General features: G+C 70.3%; 20 protein-coding genes and 1 pseudogene. 14 read left to right on the forward strand and 7 right to left on the reverse strand.

Going from position 1 to position 19001, the window contains the following annotated elements:
- Nucleotides 1–89: 89 nt before the first annotated feature.
- A complete protein-coding gene (locus AB3M34_RS05865; protein WP_370618151.1) occupies nt 90–470 on the forward strand; it encodes an SHOCT domain-containing protein in 381 nt (126 codons plus the stop codon).
- An 84-nt stretch (nt 471–554) separates the two neighbouring features.
- Here the strand turns inward: AB3M34_RS05865 and AB3M34_RS05870 are convergent, their stop codons facing one another.
- Genes AB3M34_RS05870 through AB3M34_RS05880 form a run of 3 tightly spaced genes read right to left on the reverse strand, consistent with a single transcriptional unit; the run spans nt 555 to nt 3499 of the window.
- Nucleotides 555–1019: a DUF6542 domain-containing protein gene (locus AB3M34_RS05870; protein WP_370618152.1), complete on the reverse strand. Its 465-nt coding sequence runs from the start codon at nt 1017–1019 to the stop codon at nt 555–557.
- 27 nt (nt 1020–1046) lie between these two features.
- A complete protein-coding gene (locus AB3M34_RS05875; RefSeq protein ID WP_370618153.1) occupies nt 1047–2225 on the reverse strand; it encodes a DNA recombination protein RmuC in 1179 nt (392 codons plus the stop codon).
- On the reverse strand, nt 2222–3499 hold the full coding sequence (locus tag AB3M34_RS05880; protein WP_370618154.1) for an MFS transporter: 1278 nt from the start codon (nt 3497–3499) through the stop codon (nt 2222–2224). The genes AB3M34_RS05875 and AB3M34_RS05880 overlap by 4 nt, the downstream gene beginning before the upstream one ends.
- Nucleotides 3500–3554: 55 nt before the next feature.
- On the opposite strand from AB3M34_RS05880, the gene AB3M34_RS05885 reads away from it, so the two are divergent.
- The 6 genes and pseudogenes from AB3M34_RS05885 to AB3M34_RS05910 all read left to right on the forward strand — a co-directional run bounded on the left by AB3M34_RS05885 (nt 3555) and on the right by AB3M34_RS05910 (nt 7872).
- Nucleotides 3555–4568 carry an ArsR/SmtB family transcription factor gene (locus tag AB3M34_RS05885; RefSeq protein WP_370618155.1) on the forward strand — a complete coding sequence of 338 codons (1014 nt, stop codon included), beginning with the start codon at nt 3555–3557 and terminating at the stop codon, nt 4566–4568.
- Complete coding sequence (locus AB3M34_RS05890; RefSeq protein ID WP_370618156.1) at nt 4565–5179, forward strand: GNAT family N-acetyltransferase; 615 nt, start codon at nt 4565–4567, stop codon at nt 5177–5179. The genes AB3M34_RS05885 and AB3M34_RS05890 overlap by 4 nt, the downstream gene beginning before the upstream one ends.
- Before the next feature lie 6 nt (nt 5180–5185).
- Complete coding sequence (gene ychF, locus AB3M34_RS05895) at nt 5186–6262, forward strand: redox-regulated ATPase YchF (RefSeq protein ID WP_370618157.1); 1077 nt, start codon at nt 5186–5188, stop codon at nt 6260–6262.
- 74 nt (nt 6263–6336) lie between these two features.
- A pseudogene (locus AB3M34_RS05900) lies at nt 6337–6414 on the forward strand ((2Fe-2S)-binding protein); the annotation flags it as partial.
- A 252-nt stretch (nt 6415–6666) separates the two neighbouring features.
- Nucleotides 6667–7086: a hypothetical protein gene (locus AB3M34_RS05905; protein ID WP_370618158.1), complete on the forward strand. Its 420-nt coding sequence runs from the start codon at nt 6667–6669 to the stop codon at nt 7084–7086.
- Nucleotides 7087–7146: 60 nt separating this feature from the next.
- Nucleotides 7147–7872 (forward strand): alpha/beta fold hydrolase, encoded by a 726-nt coding sequence (locus AB3M34_RS05910; RefSeq protein ID WP_370619955.1) that lies wholly within the window; start codon nt 7147–7149, stop codon nt 7870–7872.
- On the opposite strand, the gene AB3M34_RS05915 is transcribed toward AB3M34_RS05910, so the two are convergent.
- Nucleotides 7782–9320, reverse strand: coding sequence for an HD domain-containing phosphohydrolase (locus AB3M34_RS05915; protein WP_370618159.1), 1539 nt, complete (start codon nt 9318–9320; stop codon nt 7782–7784). The two genes, AB3M34_RS05910 and AB3M34_RS05915, sit on opposite strands and share 91 nt — an antisense overlap.
- Nucleotides 9321–9438: 118 nt before the next feature.
- Here AB3M34_RS05915 and AB3M34_RS05920 point away from each other — a divergent pair, with 118 nt between their 5' ends.
- From AB3M34_RS05920 to AB3M34_RS05930, 3 genes are read left to right on the forward strand one after another with little or no spacing between them, the layout of a single operon-like run.
- Entirely contained in the window at nt 9439–10539 is a 1101-nt protein-coding gene (locus tag AB3M34_RS05920; protein ID WP_370618160.1) for an FAD-dependent oxidoreductase, read from the forward strand.
- On the forward strand, nt 10536–11369 hold the full coding sequence (locus tag AB3M34_RS05925) for an alpha/beta fold hydrolase (protein WP_370618161.1): 834 nt from the start codon (nt 10536–10538) through the stop codon (nt 11367–11369). Before AB3M34_RS05920 ends, AB3M34_RS05925 begins: the two co-directional genes overlap by 4 nt.
- An 11-nt stretch (nt 11370–11380) precedes the next feature.
- On the forward strand, nt 11381–11941 hold the full coding sequence (locus AB3M34_RS05930) for a dihydrofolate reductase family protein (protein ID WP_370618162.1): 561 nt from the start codon (nt 11381–11383) through the stop codon (nt 11939–11941).
- 28 nt (nt 11942–11969) lie between these two features.
- On the opposite strand, the gene AB3M34_RS05935 is transcribed toward AB3M34_RS05930, so the two are convergent.
- Both AB3M34_RS05935 and AB3M34_RS05940 read right to left on the reverse strand, forming a co-directional pair.
- Complete coding sequence (locus AB3M34_RS05935) at nt 11970–12503, reverse strand: hypothetical protein (RefSeq protein ID WP_370618163.1); 534 nt, start codon at nt 12501–12503, stop codon at nt 11970–11972.
- A 35-nt stretch (nt 12504–12538) separates the two neighbouring features.
- Entirely contained in the window at nt 12539–13189 is a 651-nt protein-coding gene (locus AB3M34_RS05940; RefSeq protein WP_370618164.1) for a hypothetical protein, read from the reverse strand.
- A gap of 183 nt (nt 13190–13372) precedes the next feature.
- Here AB3M34_RS05940 and AB3M34_RS05945 point away from each other — a divergent pair, with 183 nt between their 5' ends.
- Both AB3M34_RS05945 and AB3M34_RS05950 read left to right on the forward strand, forming a co-directional pair.
- Nucleotides 13373–13681, forward strand: a complete 309-nt coding sequence (locus AB3M34_RS05945; protein ID WP_370618165.1) for a hypothetical protein — start codon at nt 13373–13375, stop codon at nt 13679–13681.
- Nucleotides 13639–14976: a CHAD domain-containing protein gene (locus tag AB3M34_RS05950; RefSeq protein WP_370618166.1), complete on the forward strand. Its 1338-nt coding sequence runs from the start codon at nt 13639–13641 to the stop codon at nt 14974–14976. The genes AB3M34_RS05945 and AB3M34_RS05950 overlap by 43 nt, the downstream gene beginning before the upstream one ends.
- A 24-nt stretch (nt 14977–15000) precedes the next feature.
- On the opposite strand, the gene AB3M34_RS05955 is transcribed toward AB3M34_RS05950, so the two are convergent.
- A complete protein-coding gene (locus tag AB3M34_RS05955; protein WP_370618167.1) occupies nt 15001–15564 on the reverse strand; it encodes an SMI1/KNR4 family protein in 564 nt (187 codons plus the stop codon).
- A gap of 83 nt (nt 15565–15647) precedes the next feature.
- Between AB3M34_RS05955 and AB3M34_RS05960 the strand changes: the two genes are divergently transcribed.
- Both AB3M34_RS05960 and AB3M34_RS05965 read left to right on the forward strand, forming a co-directional pair.
- Complete coding sequence (locus AB3M34_RS05960; protein ID WP_370618168.1) at nt 15648–16886, forward strand: DUF6357 family protein; 1239 nt, start codon at nt 15648–15650, stop codon at nt 16884–16886.
- A 113-nt stretch (nt 16887–16999) separates the two neighbouring features.
- On the forward strand, nt 17000–18991 hold the full coding sequence (locus AB3M34_RS05965; protein ID WP_370618169.1) for a hypothetical protein: 1992 nt from the start codon (nt 17000–17002) through the stop codon (nt 18989–18991).
- Nucleotides 18992–19001 lie beyond the last annotated feature (10 nt).

A 19001-nucleotide genomic window follows, 5' to 3' on the forward strand; every position in this document is an offset into this window, starting at 1 on the left:
GCGATGCCGCGGCCGCTCGTCGCGGGGCATAGTGTCCACAGGCGGCGCCTGTGCGGCGCCTGTGAACGCCCTCGTGAAAGGCACCTTCTGTGAACGACTTCTGGGACTTCTTCTGGCTCCTCCTCTGGAGCTTCGTCTTCGTCGCCTACCTGATCATCCTTTTCCAGATCATCGGCGACCTCTTCCGCGACCACGACCTGAGCGGCTGGTGGAAGGCGGTGTGGATCATCTTCCTGGTGATCGCTCCGTTCCTGACCGCGCTGATCTACGTGATCGCGCGCGGGAGCGGCATGGCCAAGCGGCAGGCCGCCGCGGTAAGCGCTGCACGCGCCCAGACCGACCAGTACATCCAGCAGACCGCCGGCCAGGTCAGCCCGGCGCACCAGATCGAGACCGCCAAGGGTCTCCTGGACGCCGGCACGATCACGCAGGCCGAGTTCGACCAGCTGAAGGCCAAGGCGCTCAGCTGACGTCGGCCCCGGCGCCGCGACAGGCGTTTGCGTCACGAGCCCGGTCTCGGGGGAGCGATCCCCTGGGGCCGGGCTCTCGGCGTGTCAGCCAGGCGTCGGCGTACGGCGCCAGGCGGTGATCGCGAGTGCGGCACCGAGCGCGATCATGAGCGCGACGGCGTGCTGCACGAGCGCGATGGCGACCAGCTGGACGACCGAGGCGTCGGGCGGCGAGCCGGGCTCGTCGACGGCACCCGGCCGGACCACGGCGACGACGACGGTGACGGCCAGCAGCACCAACGGTGGCGTCACCATCGGGGCGTACATCGCGTCCCGCGACGCAGCCAGTGCGTTGGTCGCCGAGACCAGGACGAGCATCGCGTCGAAGAACCATCCGAGGCGCTCGGTCGTGGCGATCTCCAGCCAGGCGGTCGAGGCGCCCATGAGGACGGCGATCGTGACGACGCTGCGGGCGCTGAGGTCGCGCTCGGCGGCGCGGGCCGTCCACGACCGTCGCCGTCGAGGCGCCGGTCGCTGAGGACCGCGTGGGAGCCGGGCCCTGTCCTGCACGTCTTCACGCTAGGCCGTCGAAGGGGATCACCCCGTACGGCGCGCCGATCCGTCGTGGGGATCGCTCGCGTCGGCACGGGCGAGGCCCGGGCGGGAGACGTCAGCGCGTGCGACCTCGGCGGAGACGATCTCGTCCACGAGCGGGTCCACCAGCTCGGGCGCCTGGAGCGGTCGAGCCAGGGTCTCGACCGGCGCCGGTGCCGCCAGGTCGGTGTCGGGAGCGTGCAGCTCGGACATCTTGCGAGCCGTCACCAGGACACGCGTCTCCAGCGATCCGACGGCGTTGTTGTAGGCCTTCACCGCGCTGTCGAGGCTGCGGCCGACCTTGCCTACGTGGGCGCCGAGGGTGCCGAGCCGGTCGTACAGCTCGCGGGCCAGCTCGTGCACCTGGCGGGCCTCGTCGGCCAGCTGCGCCTGTCCCCAGGCGAAGGCGACCGTGCGAAGCAGAGCGATGAGAGTCGTCGGCGTCGCGAGGACGACCCTCTTCGCGGCAGCGTCATCGATCAGGGCGCGGTCGGTCTCGAGGGCCGCCGACAGGAATGCCTCGCCCGGCACGAACAGCACGACGAACTCGGGCGTCGTCGAGAACTGGCGCCAGTACGTCTTCGCGGCGAGTCCGTCGACGTGGGAGCGCAGCTGACGTGCGTGGCGCGCGAGGTGTGCTGCGCGTTCGTCGTCGTCCTCGGCCTCGGTGGAGTCGAGGAAGGCGTCGAGCGGGACCTTGGAGTCGACCACGACCTGCTTGTTGCCGGCGAGGTGGACCACCATGTCGGGGCGCAGGGCCGCACCGTCGTCGCGGACGGTCGTCTGCAGGTCGAAGTCGCAGCGCTCGACCATGCCGGCCAGCTCGGCGGCGCGCTGGAGGTGCATCTCGCCCCAGCGGCCGCGGACCTGCGGCTTGCGGAGCGCGGTGGAGAGCGCCGCCGTCTCGCGCCGCAGCGACTCGCTCGTCGCCCGCACCTGCTCGACCTGCTCGCGCAGCTGGCTGTGCCACGCGATGCGGCTGGACTCGAGCTCGCGCAGCCGGGTGTCGAACCGGTCGAGACTCTCCTTGACCGGCCCGACCGCCTGCGCGGTCGCGTGCGCGGAGAGCTGCACGTGGTCGGCCGTCGTGCTGTCGTGGCGGCGCAGCAGGCCGCTGCCGAGGACGACGCCGGCGGCGAGGCCGGCGAGCAGGGCGAGCAGCGCGACGAGGAGGAGCGTCATGTCGCCAGGGTCGCAGCCTCCGCCGACAGTTCCTCGGAGGTCGTCGCGCGGGCCGCGGCGTGTCGAGCGACCGCAGCGGCGCCCGTCCCCGCGACCACGAACAGCGCCGCCAGTGCCAGCCAGCCCGGGGTCCCGTGCTCGATCGCAGTCGCGGTCACGAGGGCGGGGGCGACCATGGACGCGACGGCGTACCCGGTCTGGGAGAGGCCTTGGTACGCCCCCGCGCTGAGCGGGTCCGCGAGCTCGAACGCCATCCCCCAGCCACCCGCCTCACCGAGGATCTCGCCGAGCGAGTGCGCGAAGGCGGCGACGAGGAGCAGACAGCACGCGGTCACCAGGTCGCCGTACCCGGCGAGCGCGTAGCCCACGCACGCGGCGGCCAGCAGCCACGACCCTCGCCGCACCGCGATCCCGGCGCGGCGGAGGTCGTGCGTCCCGCGCGACGCACGCACCTGCAACGACGCGACGACGGCGGTGTTGAGCACGAGCAGTGCCGACACCATCGCGGTCGGGGCGTCGGTGGTCGCCACCCACAGCGGCACTCCGACCGTCTGGAGGCTGAAGTGCATCGCCACGACGGAGTTGAGGGCGACGCTCGCGACGTAGGTCCGGTCCTTCCACGGCGAGCGGGTCCGATCGGTGGTCCCGTCGGTCTGAGGACTCGGAGGCGCGGTCACCATCTGCGCTGCGAGCCCGGGCACCAGGCGCGGGAGCCGTACGAGGGGGACCGTGGCGACGAGGAGGAGGACTCCCACCGAGAGCATGGCCGCCTGGTAGGCCGCAGCCGTGTCGACGACGAGCGCGGCCGCGGCGAGGAGCGTCCCGAGCCCGATGAGGACGTTGGTGACGACGCGCATCCGGGCACGGACGGTGACGCGGTCGGCGCCGGTGTACCAGCGGGCGAGCATCGCCTGCTTCGACGTCCCGGTCGCCGAGCGCATCGCCACGGCGAAGCAGGCGATGAGCGTGAACGAGAGGGCGTCGGCGGCGAGCGTGTAGGCGAGCATCGCGACGCCGTTGAGGCCGGTCGACCACGACTGCACCTGGTGCGCGCCGACACGGTCGGACAGCCGGCCGGCGGCGTACGAGCTCAGGACACCGGCGCCTCCAGCGATCCCGAGGCCGAGGCCGACCGTCGTCGCCTCGAGGCCGATCACCCGGGTGAAGTACAAGGCGCTCACCGTGTAGAAGACGCCGCTCGACAGCGCGAACGCCATCGTGCTGAGCGTCAGCGAACGCGCGACCCGGTCACTGGGGAAGAAGATCTCGATCACGGGACAGTTCTCCCTGATTGCCCAGTGAAACCAAAGAGATATAGGGTATGGCTTCATGGTAGGGGTGCTGGAGTACGAGTTGAGCGGGTGGGACTTCGCGGAGGTCCGCTTCGCGCTGTCGCCGGCCAACGAGCTGACGCTCTCGCTGCGGACCTTCCGCGAGCCGGGCCGCTACCCCGCCCACCTGCCGTGGCTGCGGGAGACCCAGGAGGCGCGCGAGCGTCTCGACACGACGATGCTCCGGGCCCTGACGAACGACGAGCTCTCGACTCCGGACTTCCTCACGCCCCGCCCGTACTCGCCGCTGACCCGTATCGACGACGAGCTCCGCGCGGTGGCCCGGGTCGACGACGAGCGGGTTCGTGCCGACCTGCGGGCAGTCCATCCCGGCCGCCTCCCGCACGCGCTCCGCGGCCCGACCGACGAGGTCCGGGCTCGCATGATGCGGGCGCTGCGGGCGTACTGGGACGCCTGCTTCGCCCCGTGGTGGCCCCGCATGCGCGCTGTCCTGCAGGCCGACATCGTCTACCGCGGCCACGTCACCGCGAGCGAGGGCGTCGCCGCGATGTTCGGCGGCCTCAGCGACCGCATCACCCTCGAGAACGATGTCGTCCGGGTCCGCCTGAACACGGCGCGTCGCTCGCGGCTCCCGACCCGCGGTGCCGGCCTCACCCTCGTGCCGAGCCTCTTCACACGTGGTGCGAGCGTGCCGATCAGCGAGGACGAGCCGCCGATGATCATGTACGGCGTGCGCGGCGTGGGCACGTTGTGGCAGGCCGAACCGCGACGGTCCCCGGCGGTGCTGGTCAACCTGCTCGGTGCGGCGCGGGCGGGTCTGCTCACGGCGCTCTCGACCCCGGCTTCGTCGACCGAGCTCGCCGGCCGCCTCGGAGTCACGACACCGGCGGTGAACCAGCACCTGCGGGCGATGCGCGACGCCGGGCTGCTGACCAGCGCTCGCCAGGGGCGATCGGTCCTCTACCTGCGATCCGAGCTCGGCGACGCGCTGGTCGCCGGAGGGTCGGTACGAGGTGGTGCGGCGGTGCTCGATGGTACGAAGGCAGGGTGACCGGACTGCCCCCTCGCACCACGCTGCCGCTCCCGCTGAGGACCGACCGACTCAGCCTGCGGCCGTACGCTCCCGACGACGCGGCGCGCGTGCTCGACATCCAGAGCCGCTACGACGTGATCCGGTGGCTCGGCGACCCTCCGCACGTGCCGATGGCGGGGCTCGCCGAGGCGAGGACGTGGATCGAGGACCTCAACGCCCTGCCCGACAACGACCCCCGGTGCATCGGCCTGGCGGTCGAGGCAGTCGGCTCCGGCGTCGTCGTCGGCACGGTCATGCTCACGACGCTCCCTCGGACGGACCCGGCCGAGCTCCAGGTCGGCTGGCACCTGCACCCCGACTCGACGGGCCACGGATACGCCACGGAGGCGGCACGCGCGCTGCTCGACGCGGCGTACGCCCACTTCGACGGAGCCGACGGGCGCCCGCTGGTGGACCGGGTCTGGTGCGACATGTTCGCCGACAACGAGCCCTCCGCTGCGATCGCGGTGCGACTCGGGCTCCGCGACACCGGCATCCGCGACGACCCCTGGTACGAGGGCGAGGGCCACATCTTCGTCACCACGCGCGACGACTGGACGGCGCACCGTGAGGGGCGCCCCGTACGCTAGTTCCTCGTGGCACTCAGCATCGGCATCGTCGGACTCCCCAACGCGGGCAAGTCGACCCTCTTCAACGCCCTCACCAAGAACGACGTCCTCGCAGCGAACTACCCGTTCGCGACGATCGAGCCCAACGTCGGCGTGGTCGGAGTCCCCGATCCACGCCTCGACGAGCTCGCCAAGATCTTCGGTTCCGACCGGATCCTCCCGGCGACCGTGCAGTTCGTGGACATCGCCGGCATCGTGCGGGGCGCGTCGGAGGGGGAGGGGCTCGGCAACAAGTTCCTGAGCCACATCCGTGAGTCCGATGCGATCTGCCAGGTCACGCGTGTGTTCCGTGATCCCGACGTCACCCACGTCGACGGCAAGGTGTCGCCCAGCGACGACATCGAGACCATCCGGACCGAGCTGATCCTCGCCGACCTCCAGACCATCGAGAACGCGTTGCCGCGTCTGGAGAAGGACGCCAAGAAGGACAAGGAGCTCGTGCCGGTCGTCGAGGCCGTCAAGGAGGCGCGCACCCACCTCGAGGCCGGCACCAGCGTCTTCTCCGCCGGGCTCGATCGCGAGCCGCTCCGTGACCTCCACCTGCTGTCCGCCAAGCCGCAGCTGTTCGTCTTCAACTGCGACTCCGACGAGCTCGCCGACGAGGAGCTCAAGGCCCGCATGCGCGAGATCGTCGCCCCGGCGGAGGCCGTCTTCCTCGACGCGAAGTTCGAGGCGGAGCTGGTCGAGCTCGACGATGACGAGGAGGCCCGCGAGATGCTCGCCGAGATGGGCATCGAGGAGCCCGGCCTCGACCTGCTGGCGCGGGTCGGGTTCGAGACCCTCGGCCTCCAGACGTACCTCACCGCCGGTCCCAAGGAGTCCCGGGCCTGGACCATCAAGAAGGGCGCCACAGCACCCGAGGCGGCCGGCGTCATCCACACGGACTTCCAGCGCGGCTTCATCAAGGCCGAGATCGTGTCCTTCGACGACCTCGTGGCGGCGGGTTCCATGAACGCGGCCAAGTCGGCCGGCAAGGTCCGTATGGAGGGCAAGGACTACGTGATGGCCGACGGCGACGTGGTGGAGTTCCGCTTCAACGTGTAGCACTCGCTCCGTGGCCGTCTGTCCGTACGCCGTTCGACGGCACCGGTGGCGTCGTACGAGGCCGGTCCGTACGGCGGTCGTGCTGTCTCTATTGCCGCGCGCCGGGCGGTGGGTTCTGCGGCGACTGCGTGCTCGAGCCCAGGAATCGCTGAAGACCCTCCACGGTGAGCCCCCGTACGCCGGTGGTGAGCGCGTGTTGTGGAGCGGGCTCACCACCTGCGGAGCGCGCTCACCGTTGTCGCGCCCGCATCTTCGCCGCCCGTTCGAGCTCGCGGCGCAGGTATGCGGCGGTCTGCTCGCGATTCGCCGGAGCGAGGTCCGCCCACCTCACCCGCACCACGTGCCAGCCGAGGTCGCGCAGCGCTCCCTCACGCGCACTCCTACGGTGGCTACGGTGGGGCGCCATGGACGAGATGACATATGTGCCGAACGAGTTGCTGTCGCGGCTCGTCGGCGACCGGATGTACTCGGTCGAGTTCGTTCTCAACGACTACGTACAGCTGAGATTCGACGGTGATCGCGAAGCTTCGGGCCCCGCGACACTGAACTGCTACGTCTGGCCGGCGGTCGACTATGACGGCAGGGTGTGGAATGAGGTCGATCTTGGGTACGCGGATGCCTTGCGCAAACTGGTGCCCGGAACAGTGATGTCGACGTCCGAGCAGACAGGCGCGGGAATACGCATCGCCCTCGACACCGGTGAGATCGTGCTCCACCCGACCGTTGAGGAGGTCTACGCAGAGATCGCCTCCCTCACCGGGTTTGCCGACGAGGCGTGGATGGTCTGGCGACCCGGGGAGGACAGCTTTGCGGACCTGGTCTGAGGAACGGATCCATCGCGAGACCACGGTGGCTGACCCGGACGGAAGAATCTCGCGGTCGCGCTGGGCCGCCGCGGTCGCCGAGTCATCGTGTTCGACCACCTCGGGTACGGGCAGTCCGAGATGCGCGAGGGCCAAGATCTCTCGCTCGCAGCGCAGGGCCGCAACTTCGCCGAGCTGCTCCATCGCTGGGAGCTGGATCGACCTAGCGTCGTCGCGTGCGACATCGGGGGCGCCATCGCGCTGCGAGCCCTGCTGCTCGAGGGTGCTGCGTACTCCGATCTCACCCTCTTCGACGCCGTCACCGGCGGCGACTGGGAACGAGGCTTGTTCGCGCTGATCCGGAAGCACCACGCGGTGTTCGAGCAGCTGCCCGCATACGCTCACGAGGCGCTCGTCTCCGCATATCTGCGGAACGGAACCAAGCAGGGCTACCGGCCAGGGGTGTTGGAGACTTATCTGGCCCCCTGGCTCGGATCCGCCGGGCAAGCAGCGGTCTATCGCCAGTACCGGCGGCTGAGCCAAGCCGACACCGCTGAGTACGAGCATCTTCTCGACACCATCGACATCCCCGTGTCGCTGCTAGGGCTGGTCGCGTCTAGAGGGACACGAGGGCAGGATCTGGTCGTCGCGACCCCAGAGATCCAGGTGAGTCCGCGGTTCGTGACCCGGATGCCCCTGCTCAGCTGCTTGAGCAGCTATTCAGATCCTGTTCCCGGGCCCGCCAGCCCGTGCTCGATGGTGAACATCGCGGCCGCGGCGCGGCTCCGCACCCCGATCCGCTCGTAGACGTCGCTGACGTGCCTGTCGACCGTCCGCGGCGACACGCCGAGGCGACGCGCGATCTCGCGGTTCGACATGCCGTGCGCGACGAGCCGCAGGACCTCGAGCTGTCGCGCGGTCAGTCCGACGGCGCCACTGGGGCGGCGCCGGGTCGACCCGTCCGCGGCTGCGAGCACCGCGGCCACGGCGTCAGCATCCAGGACGCCGGCGCGTGCGTCGGCCTCGAGCCGCTGCCGCGCCCGCGCGACGGGCAGCCCCGCGCGATGCGGTCGGTCCTCGATCAGCGTGCGGTAGGCGTCTGCCGCTGCCACCACACGCGCGCCCATGGTGAGCATGTCTCCGCGAAGGCCTCGGTGGTACCCGCTGCCGTCACACCGCTCGTGGTGCGCAGCAGCCGTCCCCGCGACGTGGGCCAGCTCGGGTGTACGGGCCAGCACCCGCTCGGTGTGGTACGCGTGCAGGTGTGCCTGGTCCTGCTCGGCAGCGGTCCACGGGCGTGCGAGGTCCCAGATCCGGCTATTGATCCCGACCCTGCCGACGTCGTGCAGGTGCCCGGCTACGCGGACCTCCTCCGCTTCGGCGAGACCGAGCCCCTCTGCCGCCGTGCCTGCAAGGTCACCGACGGCCGAGGCGTGGCCGTGCAGCCACGGGCTCTTGAGGTCCACGAGGTCCCCGAACACCCGAGCGACGTCGAGCAGGCGGTCGTCGTCCACCCACACGACCGGATCGGGTTCGGCGTCGAGCGTTGCCCGGAGCGGGTCGTCCGTGTCCAGGCCGGCCAGCAGCTCGCCCGACCTGGCGACGAACACGGCTGCCAGATCGGGGTCCAGCTCGCCGCCGGCGCGTCGGCGTACCTGCTCGACGGCGGCCTCGTCACCGCCCACCGCCCGGAACAGGACCGCGGTCCCGGCGACGTGCATGACCCGCGCCGGGAAGGGGATCTGTTCCCCGCCCGTGGGTGGGAACCCCCTGCCGTTCCACCTCGCGGTCATGTGGCCGAGCGAGTCCTGCGCGACCTTGTCCAACCCGAGCCGCCGACCGGCCTCCTGCGCCACCTCGCACGTCGCCACCGGCGCGTCGCGCAGCATGACGCGCATCGATCTCGCCATCGTCAGTGCGACCCGGGGCAGCGAGCGCCCCGTGCCTGAGGCGACCGTCGGGAGGAACGTCCGGAAGGCATCGGTCGCGGAGCCGGCATCGCTCATCAGCGCAGCGTGCGTCGTGGCGATGTCGTCGCCCCACATCGCGGCGGACTCGTGAGCGTACGCCGTGCAGCCGACGTGCTCGAGCAGGGAGACCACGAGGACGTCCCGGACCACCGACGGGTCGGCCTGGACGGCCCGGGCGAGTCGAGCCGCCACGACGCAGCGGCGGAGGGACTCGTCGGGCTGTCCTCCGGTCCCGAGATCGGTGGCGCCGGCGAGCCCGGCCAGCAGACCCAGCAGCCGGAACACCTCTTCAGGGTGCCGCGGCGGGCGCATGCGCGCCAGAGGATGGGTAGTTCTGCACATGCGGCGGGGCCGGTCACCGGATGAGGCTGGGTTTGAGATCACTCGAGGAGAGGAGCGACCCATGCGCGGTGACGGCGTACGCGTGCTCGTGGTCGGTGCCGGCATCGCCGGGCTCGCGGCCGCTCGCACCCTGCACGAGTGGGGCGCCTCGGTCGAGGTCGTCGACCGACAGCCGACACCCCCGCTCGAAGGCACCGGGATCTTTCTCCCCGGGAGCTCGGTGCGTGCCCTGGGCGACCTCGGGCTCGGGGACGAGGTGGCCCGACGAGCGGTCGGCATCCATCGGCAACGCACCCTCGACCACCGGGGCCGCACGTTGTTCGAGGTCGAGACCGACGAGCTCTGGCAGGGCGTCGCGCCGAGCCTGGCGCTCCCCAGGGTCGACCTCCACCAAGTGCTCCTCGCCGGTGTCGGTGAGGTCCCGGTGCGGTGGGGGAAGAGTCTCGAGGCGGTCGCATTCGGCGACGCCGGCGTCACCGTCACCGTGGCTGGGACCCCGACCCTGTACGACCTCGTGCTCGGCGCGGACGGAGTCCACTCCACGGTTCGGCAGCTGGTCTTCCGACGCGGCGCGGTGCGGAAGGTCGGTCAGTACGCGCGACGCTTCGTCGTCAAGAGCGACCTCGATCCGGCGACGTGGTCGGTGCGTCTCGGACCCGGATCGGCGTTCCTCACGATCCCGATCGGCGAGCACCAGGTCTACTGCTACGTCGACGCTCCGCTCGATGGTCCCCGGTCCCTGCGCGACCTGCTGGCCGGCTACGCCGACCCCGTGCCGGCTCTGCTCGACTCGCTCGACACGGAGACCGCCGTCCAGGAGGGCGAGGTCGAGGAGGTCGTGCTCGACTCGTGGGCGCGGGACACGGTGCTGCTGATCGGTGACGCCGCTCATGCGACCTCGCCGAACATGGCCCAGGGCGCCGGCTTGGCGGTCGAGGACGCCATCGTCCTGGCCGAGACCCTCGTGTCGGCCTGGACGCTCACCCAGGCGCTGGCCACCTTCGAGGAACGTCGTCGCCCGCGCACCGACTGGGTTCGCGAGCAGACCCATCGGCGCGACCGCGCCCGAGGGCTTCCTCCCGCCCTCCGCAACCTCCTGCTCAAACGCTTCGGTGCCCGCATCCAGCACGCGAACTACCGACCGCTGCGTGATCGACCGTGACCCAGTACGTCGAGGTGGGCGGACTGAGCATCGGGTTCGAGCACGCCGGGAGCGGGCCGGTCGTCCTGCTGGCGCACGGCTTCGTCGGCGACGCGCGGTCGACGTGGGGCAGTCAGATCGAGGCGCTCGCCGACGAGTTCACCGTGATCGCCTGGGACGCCCCCGGGATGGGCGGCTCGTCCGACCCCCCGGAGGAATTCGGGATGGACGCCTACGCCGACTGCTTGGCCGGGTTCCTCCGGGCTCTGCAGATCGAGCGAGCTCACCTCGTCGGGCTGTCGTTCGGTGCGGCTCTGGCGCTCGCGACGTTCCACCGGCACCGCGGTCTCGCGTCGTCGCTCACGCTCGTGAGCGGGTACGCCGGCTGGCTCGGCTCGCTCGGACGGGACGAAGCAGATCAGAGGTTGTCACGGTCGCTGCAGGCGTCCCGGCTGGCTCCCGACGAGTTCGTGGCCGCGATGGCGCCGTCGATGTTCTCGCCGTCGGCCGAAGGCACGCTCGTGGCTCCATTCCTCGACAGCGTCCGTGCGTTCCGTCCGACCGGCTTCCGGGCGATGGCTCGCGCCAGCTACGCGGACCAGCGCCATGTGCTGGCGGAGGTCGACGTACCGATGCTCCTGCTCTGCGCCGAGCACGACGTACGCGCTCCGACGTCGATCGGTGACGCCATGCACCGCGCGGTGCCAGGGTCCGAGCTCGTCGTCCTCACCGGGCCGGGACACGCGAGCTCGGTGGAGGCCCCGGACGACGTCACCCGCGAGCTGCGCCGTTTTCTGATGAGTTCCGGGTCCTGGAGGCGTCACATCAGGCAGGACCCACTGCCTGACTGACGGAGGACACCATGGCCAAGCTCATCTACTCGATGATCACCTCGCTCGACGGCTACGCCGAGGCGGCGGAGGGTGACCTCGGCACCGGGGCGGCCGACGATCCTGAGGTGCACACCTTCATCGGCGACACCTTCCGGCCGGTGCGCACGTTCCTGTACGGCCGGAGGATGTACGAGACGATGGTCTTCTGGGAGACCGCGCACACCCTGCCCGACGCGCCGCCGCACATCCTGCAGTACGCCGACGACTGGCAGGCCGCGGAGAAGGTCGTGTACTCCAAGACGCTGGAGTCGGTGTCCAGCGCCAGAACCCGGATCGAGCGGACCTTCGACGCGGACGCGGTGCGCAGGCTCAAGGCAGACAGCGATCACGACCTCAGCATCGACGGCCCGACACTCGCCGCCCAGGCGATCGCTGCCGGCCTGGTCGACGAGTACCACCTGCTCATCACCTCGACCGTGGTCGGCGGCGGCAAGCGGTTCTTCCCCGACGGCGTCCGCCTCGATCTCGAGCTGGTCGAGGAACGCGCGTTCGACAGCGGGGTGGTCTACGCGCGCTACCGGACCCGCTGAGCGGCGGCGGAGAAGCAACGCGTCGACGCTACTGCTTGCGGTACCTGGCGCGGATGACGAGGTCCTCGTCGTGGTCGGCGTCGGGGTCGATGTCGAGGACGACGTTGTCGATGGTGCCGGTGAAGGCGCCCTTCGGGGTGGTGTAGTCGTCGACGACGGGGTCGAGGCTGTCGAGGCCGATGTCGAGACCCTCGTCGAAGGAGAAGAGGCCCGGCACGGTCTTGCCGACGCGGCCGGTGCCGATCGGTTCGCCGTCGCAGGTGAAGGAGACGGCGCCACCCCTGCCGGCGCCGCCGCCGTCGTAGTCGAAGCGCATCCCGATCACGTGGTCGCCCGGACCGACCGACTCGTCCGCACGCACGGTGTACGTCTCCATCCCGACGAAGTTGTGCGCATATGTCGGCACGCCGTCACGGAGGTAGAGCGCCCAGCCGCCGAAGCTGCCGCCCTGGGCAACGATCGCGCCCTGGCCAGGCGGGCCGTCGGGCAGGGTGAGAGTCGCGGTCACGCTGAACGAGGTGTTCTTGACGTTGAGGACGGTGTTCTCGTTCAGCCTGGTCATCCCGGGCCGCAACGTCATCGTGGTCCGGCCCTGCATCAGGTCGGGTCTTCCGGCGACCACCGGGTCGAAGCGTTCGCGCTGTCGATCGTCGATGGGGAGCACGTTGTACTGGCGCCTTCGATCAGGAACCGCTCCTGGAGCTCGCGCAGCTTGTCCGGCTGCTCGGACGCGAGGTCGTGCGCCTGGGTCCAGTCGTCCGGGCCGTAGAGCTCCCAGGTGTCGTCCCTCAGGGCTGGGATGTGGTCATCGGGGTCCGGCCAGGGCAGCCAGTGCTGCGTCACGGCCGTCCAGCCGCGGTGGTAGATGCCGCGGTTCCCGCCGATCTCGAAGTACTGGGTGTCGTGACGCTCCTCCGCTGCTGCGTCGTCGATGGCGTACTTGAAGCTGATGCCTTCGAGCGGCCGCTGGGGGATGCCGTTGACCTGGTCCGGCTCCGGGATGCCGGCGTACTCCAGGATGGTCGGCACGACGTCGATCACGTGGGTGAACTGCGAGCGCACCTCGCCGCCGGGGATCTGGCTCGGAAGGCGCGCGATCATGCCGGTCCGGGTCCCGCCCCAGTGCGACGGCGCAGCGGGCTCGGGCTTCACCGCGTCCCGGGCGTCCAGCGGCGTGTCCGCGACCACGCGCGGCTTGCCGATCGGGAGTCGACGACGGTCCACCTCGGGGACGACCTCGCGAGCCACGTTCCACCTTTCTGTGCCACTGAGTTCGACGGCCGCGGCCAGCGGATCACCCGCCCGGTCGGCGCGTTCTCGGCCAGCCTGCCAGACAGACGACAGCGCCGCCTCCCGGCTCGGCCCGGCCAGGTCCTGACGGCACGCACGGCACGATCGGTGCTGTTCACCTCCGTCCGGTAGGCAGGACGGATGAAGAGCCACCACGAGGTCGAGGTGACCTACGCACCCGCCGAGGACACGGTCGTGCCAGAATGGCCGACCGGTGAAGGCTTCGAAGGGACCGGACGGGCTGGTCTCCCACGGTGGAGTCTGGTGGCCGAGGTCGCGACGTCGATCCCGGGCTACACCGGCGTCCGGCCGGACGACTGCGCGACGCTGGCACAGACGCTGCGCATGAACGGCTACTCGACCGGCATGTTCGGCAAGACTTCAGACTGCTGCGCGCGGGGGTCAGCTTGCGTCGCCGCACGGGTGGCGCTGACGAAGGATGGCACCTGAAGGTTCCGACCAAGGGCGGGCGCGACGAGCTCCGTCGCCCGCTCGGCAGGGCGACCACCACGCCTCCGAAGCCGCTGCGGGATCTCGTCGCCGGCTGGGTGCGTGGAGAGTCGTTGGTCCAGGTCGCGACCGTGCTCACCGACCGGTCACCGACGCAGCTGCTCGGCGCGGGCGGTGCTGTGCTCGCGGAGCTCACCGACGACCGTGTCACTGCGTCGACGCCCGACGGCGCGACCGTCGCCTGGCGCGAGTGGGAGCTCGAGCTCGTGGACGGAGCGACCGACCTCTTCGACTCGGCTGACCGGGTGCTCGCGACCGCGGGGGTCGGGCGCGCGCAGCAGAGCAGGAAGGTCGCACGGACGCTCGGTGACCGGATCCCGCCCGCACCCCGGCTACGGTCGCCGGCGGCCGGCAAACCGGTCTCCCGCCTGGTCCACGCGCGCCTGGTCGAGCAGGTCGGGGTGCTGGCCCGCCGCGACGTCGACGCGCGTCGGGGGACCGAAGAAGGCGTGCACAAGATGCGGGTCGCCTGCCGGCGACTGCGCGCGCTGCTCGCCACGTTCCGGCCCACCCTCGACCGCGACCAGACAGAACCGGTGCGAGAGGAGCTGCGTTGGCTCGCGGGCGTGCTCGGGCAGTCCCGCGACGCCACGGTCATCCACGAGCGGTTGCGGAACCTCCTGGCCGACGAGGCTCGCAGCCAGGTCCACGGGCCGGTGCTCCGCCGGCTTCGTACGACCTTCGAAGGACGCGGCAGAGGCGAGGTGCTCGCCGCTCTCGACTCCCAGCGCTACTTCGCCCTTCGCCACCGGTTGGACCAGCTCGCAGCCGACCCGCCGTGGACCGAGCGCGCCGACGCGCCGGATCGCGACCTCGCGCCGAAGGTGCTCGGCAAGGAGCTGAAGCGCTTCCGCAGACGGGCCGAGGCCGCGGGAGCCGCCGACCAGCCCGAGCATGCGCTCCACGAGGCGCGCAAGGCCGCGAAGCGGTTGCGGTACGCCGCAGAGGCGGTCGAGCCCGTGGCCGGCAAGAAGGCGCGACGCTTGGACCGCGACGCGCACCGGGTCACCTCTCACCTCGGCGAGCTGCAGGACACCACGGTCAGCCGCGCCGAGCTGCTCGCGGTGGCGAAGGCGGCGACGGCCGCCGGCGAACCGACGTTCACCTACGGCAGGCTGCACGCCCGTGAGGAGGCGCGAGCCGGCCGGCTCACCACCTCGTTCCGAGTCCATCGGGCCGTCGCTGACCTGAAGGCACGCACCCGCAAGGCGCGCAAGGCCGTACGGAAGAACTGACCGGCCTCGCCGGTCTCTCTTGGGTCAGGACTCGAGCCAGAGCCCGAGCGTGTCATCGATGCGGAACGCCCCGGCGTCGAGCCTCTGCGCGAGCGCGGCGAGCCAGTCACGAAACGACCGGTGCTCGGGAGCGGGCGTCGGGCCGTCGATCGGCAGCGAGATGACCTGGCCCGGGTCCCCGGGGGGCAACGGGTCGAGGTCGAGGGCAAAGCTGTCGCCCTCCGCGGCCGTGAAAGGGAGCCATCCTCGGATGTTCGGAACGGTTCTGACCTTGTCCGGCGTCATCCAGTCGTAGACATCGCCGGAGTCGTCCCCCAGAGCATCGGCGAGCATGTCCGAGGTCTCGACCATCGCCTCGGCGCTGAGGAGCGTGTGGTGGTTGAACAGGTCCAGCAGCTTCGTGGGGTTGTCTTGTCCGTCGTGCCGCCGCAGGCTCTGAATGAAGTCGGTGGGCAGCTCCTTGCCGACCGTGCGAGTGAGGCGATCGAGGTCGGTATCGGAGACAGGGCCCCTCAGCGTTGCAGCGACCTCCGGTAGCCGGGCTCGCAGCACGTCCTCGATGATGTCCCAGGCGGCATCCACGTCCATGCCTCAATCCTGCCGCGTCCACCAGCGGGGCGCGACCGGCTGGCGTGGTGCATCGAAGAGGAGACTCAATCAGTAGTGCGATCGTGTTCGACCGTGAGAACGGCTGGTTGCCGAAGGTGGTTCGCGAGGGTGAGGGACTGCGGCTCGAGTTCGCCGGAGGAGCGGATGCTCTGCACGACCCACGGACGTTCAGCCTTCCGATCGAGGAGAAGCACCTTGCCGTGCTCCGTGCGGACCTGGCACGGCACCTGATCGTGTGGAGCGCGCTGACGCCGCTGTCGTTCGCGGCCGGTATCGACGAAGCGCTTGACGACGGCGCGGCCGTCGCGCTGCTGGACCCGATCCTGCTCGGGCGTCCTGACGAGGTCGATGCGTTCCTCCAGCACACGAGATTGGAGCGGGCTCAGCTCGTCGCCTATGGTGCCGACGTCGAGCTGCTCGAGAGCGGTCGCGTCGTCGAGGCAATGACAGCGGCGACGGAGCGGCCGGACTGGCAGCGGGCACAGGAGTACGACGTGGATCGGCGCCGTGCACAGCGCGGTACGACGCTCTCCCCGCTTGACGCCGCGATCCTCAGGTTCACCGGGCAGTACGTTCACGGCTCGACGATTCCGCATCGCGACCCGGAGGCCGTCGACCCCGAACTGTTGCCTGAGGTGGTTCAGGTGATCGATACCGCGGAGCGTGCGAGTGCGGGCTTGAGGATCGAGCGCGATGCCCGCCGCGGAAGGACCGGCACGGACAAGCAGGACTGGAAACGAATGAAGGCCGCAGTTGAGGCGGCAGTACGCGGTGCATACCCGGATCTCGCCGCCGATGCGGTGAGGACCGTGAGCTTCTTGATGTGCTCCGAGGCCGCTCATCGCGCGCGAACGCAACCGTTCGACGTCGACGCAGCAGAGCACGAGCCGATGACGCAGCGGCGCGAGCGCACGCTCACCTTCACCGACGACAAGGAGGTCGAGGAGAAGTGGGATCCGGGTGACGAACGACATGCTGTCGAGGCGTTCTGGGACTTCGTGGCTGAACGGATCGGCTCCCGGAACGAGGTGTTCACTCTCGAGGACGAGGCGCTGGGCGAAGGGATCCAGCTGCTTTTCTACGCGTCGTCCCTCGCCCGGATCGCGTCTGTTTCAGATGAGGGTGGCGACACGGGAACGAAGTACCGAGTCGAGTACGCCCTCATCGACGACCTCGCCCACTATCGCGCCATGGTGCGCGGCTTCGTCGCTGGCGGCTTCGACGCCTTGGACGGACTCGCGCTCTGGATGGCTGACCCCACTGAGTTCGAAGAGGCGCGTCGTCGACGTCTTCACGGCTGATGACGTCGACCGCGGGATTGGGCAGGCTGCCCGATGTTGGACAATTCGCCACGAAGCGACCCCTAGGCTGCGTACGCTCCCTGCCAACGTGCGAGTAACCGGGGGAGCGTCGGATGAAGAAGGTTCTTGTCCTTGTCGTGGCAGCACTGCTGTCGGTCGGCATGCAGGTGAACGTGGCCGCCGTCGCGAACGACGCAACCGGCGCGGAGGCTGCGTCTGAGCAGGCGGCACAGTCCGACGCCCCGAAGGCCGAGGAGACGGAGGCGGCCGCCGACGAGCCGGAAGAGACGGAAGACGCCACCACCGCCGAGGATCCGCCCGCCGAGCCGGCGAAGGACGAGGCGAAGGACTCGAGCGAGGATCCGCCGAAGAAGGACCCGACCAGCGAGAAGTCGGACGAGAAGCCCGCGAAGAACGATCAGGCGGCTGAGCCCGAGAAGTCCTCCGCGCCCGAGCCAGCGACGAAGGACGAGAGCAAGCCCAGGAGCCAGAAGAGCAAGGCCGAGGTGACCGCCGCTGCCGACTTCGAGCCGTACGAGGTCGAGGTCTGGTGGAAGATGGCGCGCGTCAGCGACACCGCCGTGTGGGACCCGCCGCAGGTCTACGCCGGCACGTCGCAGCCGCCCGTCACCTGCACGCCGACCTCGTACCAGGTCGACAGCTACAACATCGAGAACCAGGCCGACGAGGACCTGCTCGAAGAGCTGAAGGCGAAGGGGCTGTCTGCTCCCGGGCAGGACGCGGCGCTCGATCCGGCGCCGTGGCGGTACGTCACGCTGCAGGGGACCTACTGCAACCCGAAGGTCACCCCGGTCAGCCCGACTGTCGCGCAGGCGGTCTGCACGGGACCAGGGCAGTACACCTTGCCGTCCATCACCCTTCCTCCCAACACCGGCCTCGTGACGTACTCGTTGTTCGACGCCGCCACCAGCCTGCCCGTCACGACCGTCGAGGCCGGGAAGACCTACCTCGTTCGAGCGGTCCTGGCCAACGTCAACCCGAGACCGGTGTTCGACAACCTGCCGGCCGGTTGGGTCGTGAAGGGCGGCTACGGGCACGCCGAGCTGACGATCACCATCCCCGTGCCGGACTGCGTCGGTGATGCGTCGCCGCCGGCGCCGACCTGGGTCGACGAGTGCGGCCCCGGCAACGGCACCTGGGAGTACACCGACACCGAGGCGTACACGTACACCGAGACGGTCAACGAGGACGGCTCGATCACCGTCACGGCGACGCCCAACGAGGGCTACGAGTTCCCCGAGGGCACGGTGACGGAGTGGACGGAGACCGACTCCAACGAGGCGTGCGTGATCGACGCACCGCCGCCGGTGTGGACCGACAGCTGCGAGACCGTCGGGAGCTGGGCGGTGCCGCCGAACGGTGAGCACTACCGGTACGAGGTCACCGCGGTCCCGGGTGGATCGCAGACGGTCACGCTCATCGTCGACGAGGGCTACACGCTCCCGCCGGGTTCAGTGATGACGTGGACGGAGACCGAGGACGCGGGCGACTGCGACCTGCTGCCGGGCGACATCGAGTCGCAGTGCGTCAGCGCCGTCCCGTACCTGTCGTACGGAGTGACGCTCCCGCCGGGCTTCCAGGACCCCGGTGCGAACCCGGTGACCATCACGTTCGTCAACCCTGACGGTGAGGACTACGTGGTGTCGGGACTGCCGCTGAGCGGTCAGCTCCTGTGGCCGGGAGCGTCCGCGACCGAGCCGCTGATGTGGCCGGGTTGGGAGCTGCTGCCCGACGGCACGTACGTCGAGACCGACGGCAACTTCGCGTGGACCCGCCAGGGGATCACGGTCCGGTTCGACGTGAACCCGACCTACTCGACCACCGTCGCGTACCCGTCGGAGACGTCGTCCTGCGCCAACCCGCCGAAGCGCGTGCCGGGCAACCCGGACAACCCGGACACACCGGGTACGCCGGATGAGCCGGACACGCCGGTCGGCTACACCCCGCCGGGCTCGACGCCGCCGAGCGCGAGGCCGCCGCTGCCGAACACAGGCGGCGCACCGCTCGCTCCCGCCGTCCTCGGACTGATGCTCGTGCTGAGCGGTGGACTGCTCCTCGGTCTGCGAAGGCGCCTCAGCAGCTGAGGTCAGAGCA

The sequence above is a fragment of the Mumia sp. Pv4-285 genome (assembly GCF_041320275.1).
Classification (GTDB): domain Bacteria; phylum Actinomycetota; class Actinomycetes; order Propionibacteriales; family Nocardioidaceae; genus Mumia; species Mumia qirimensis.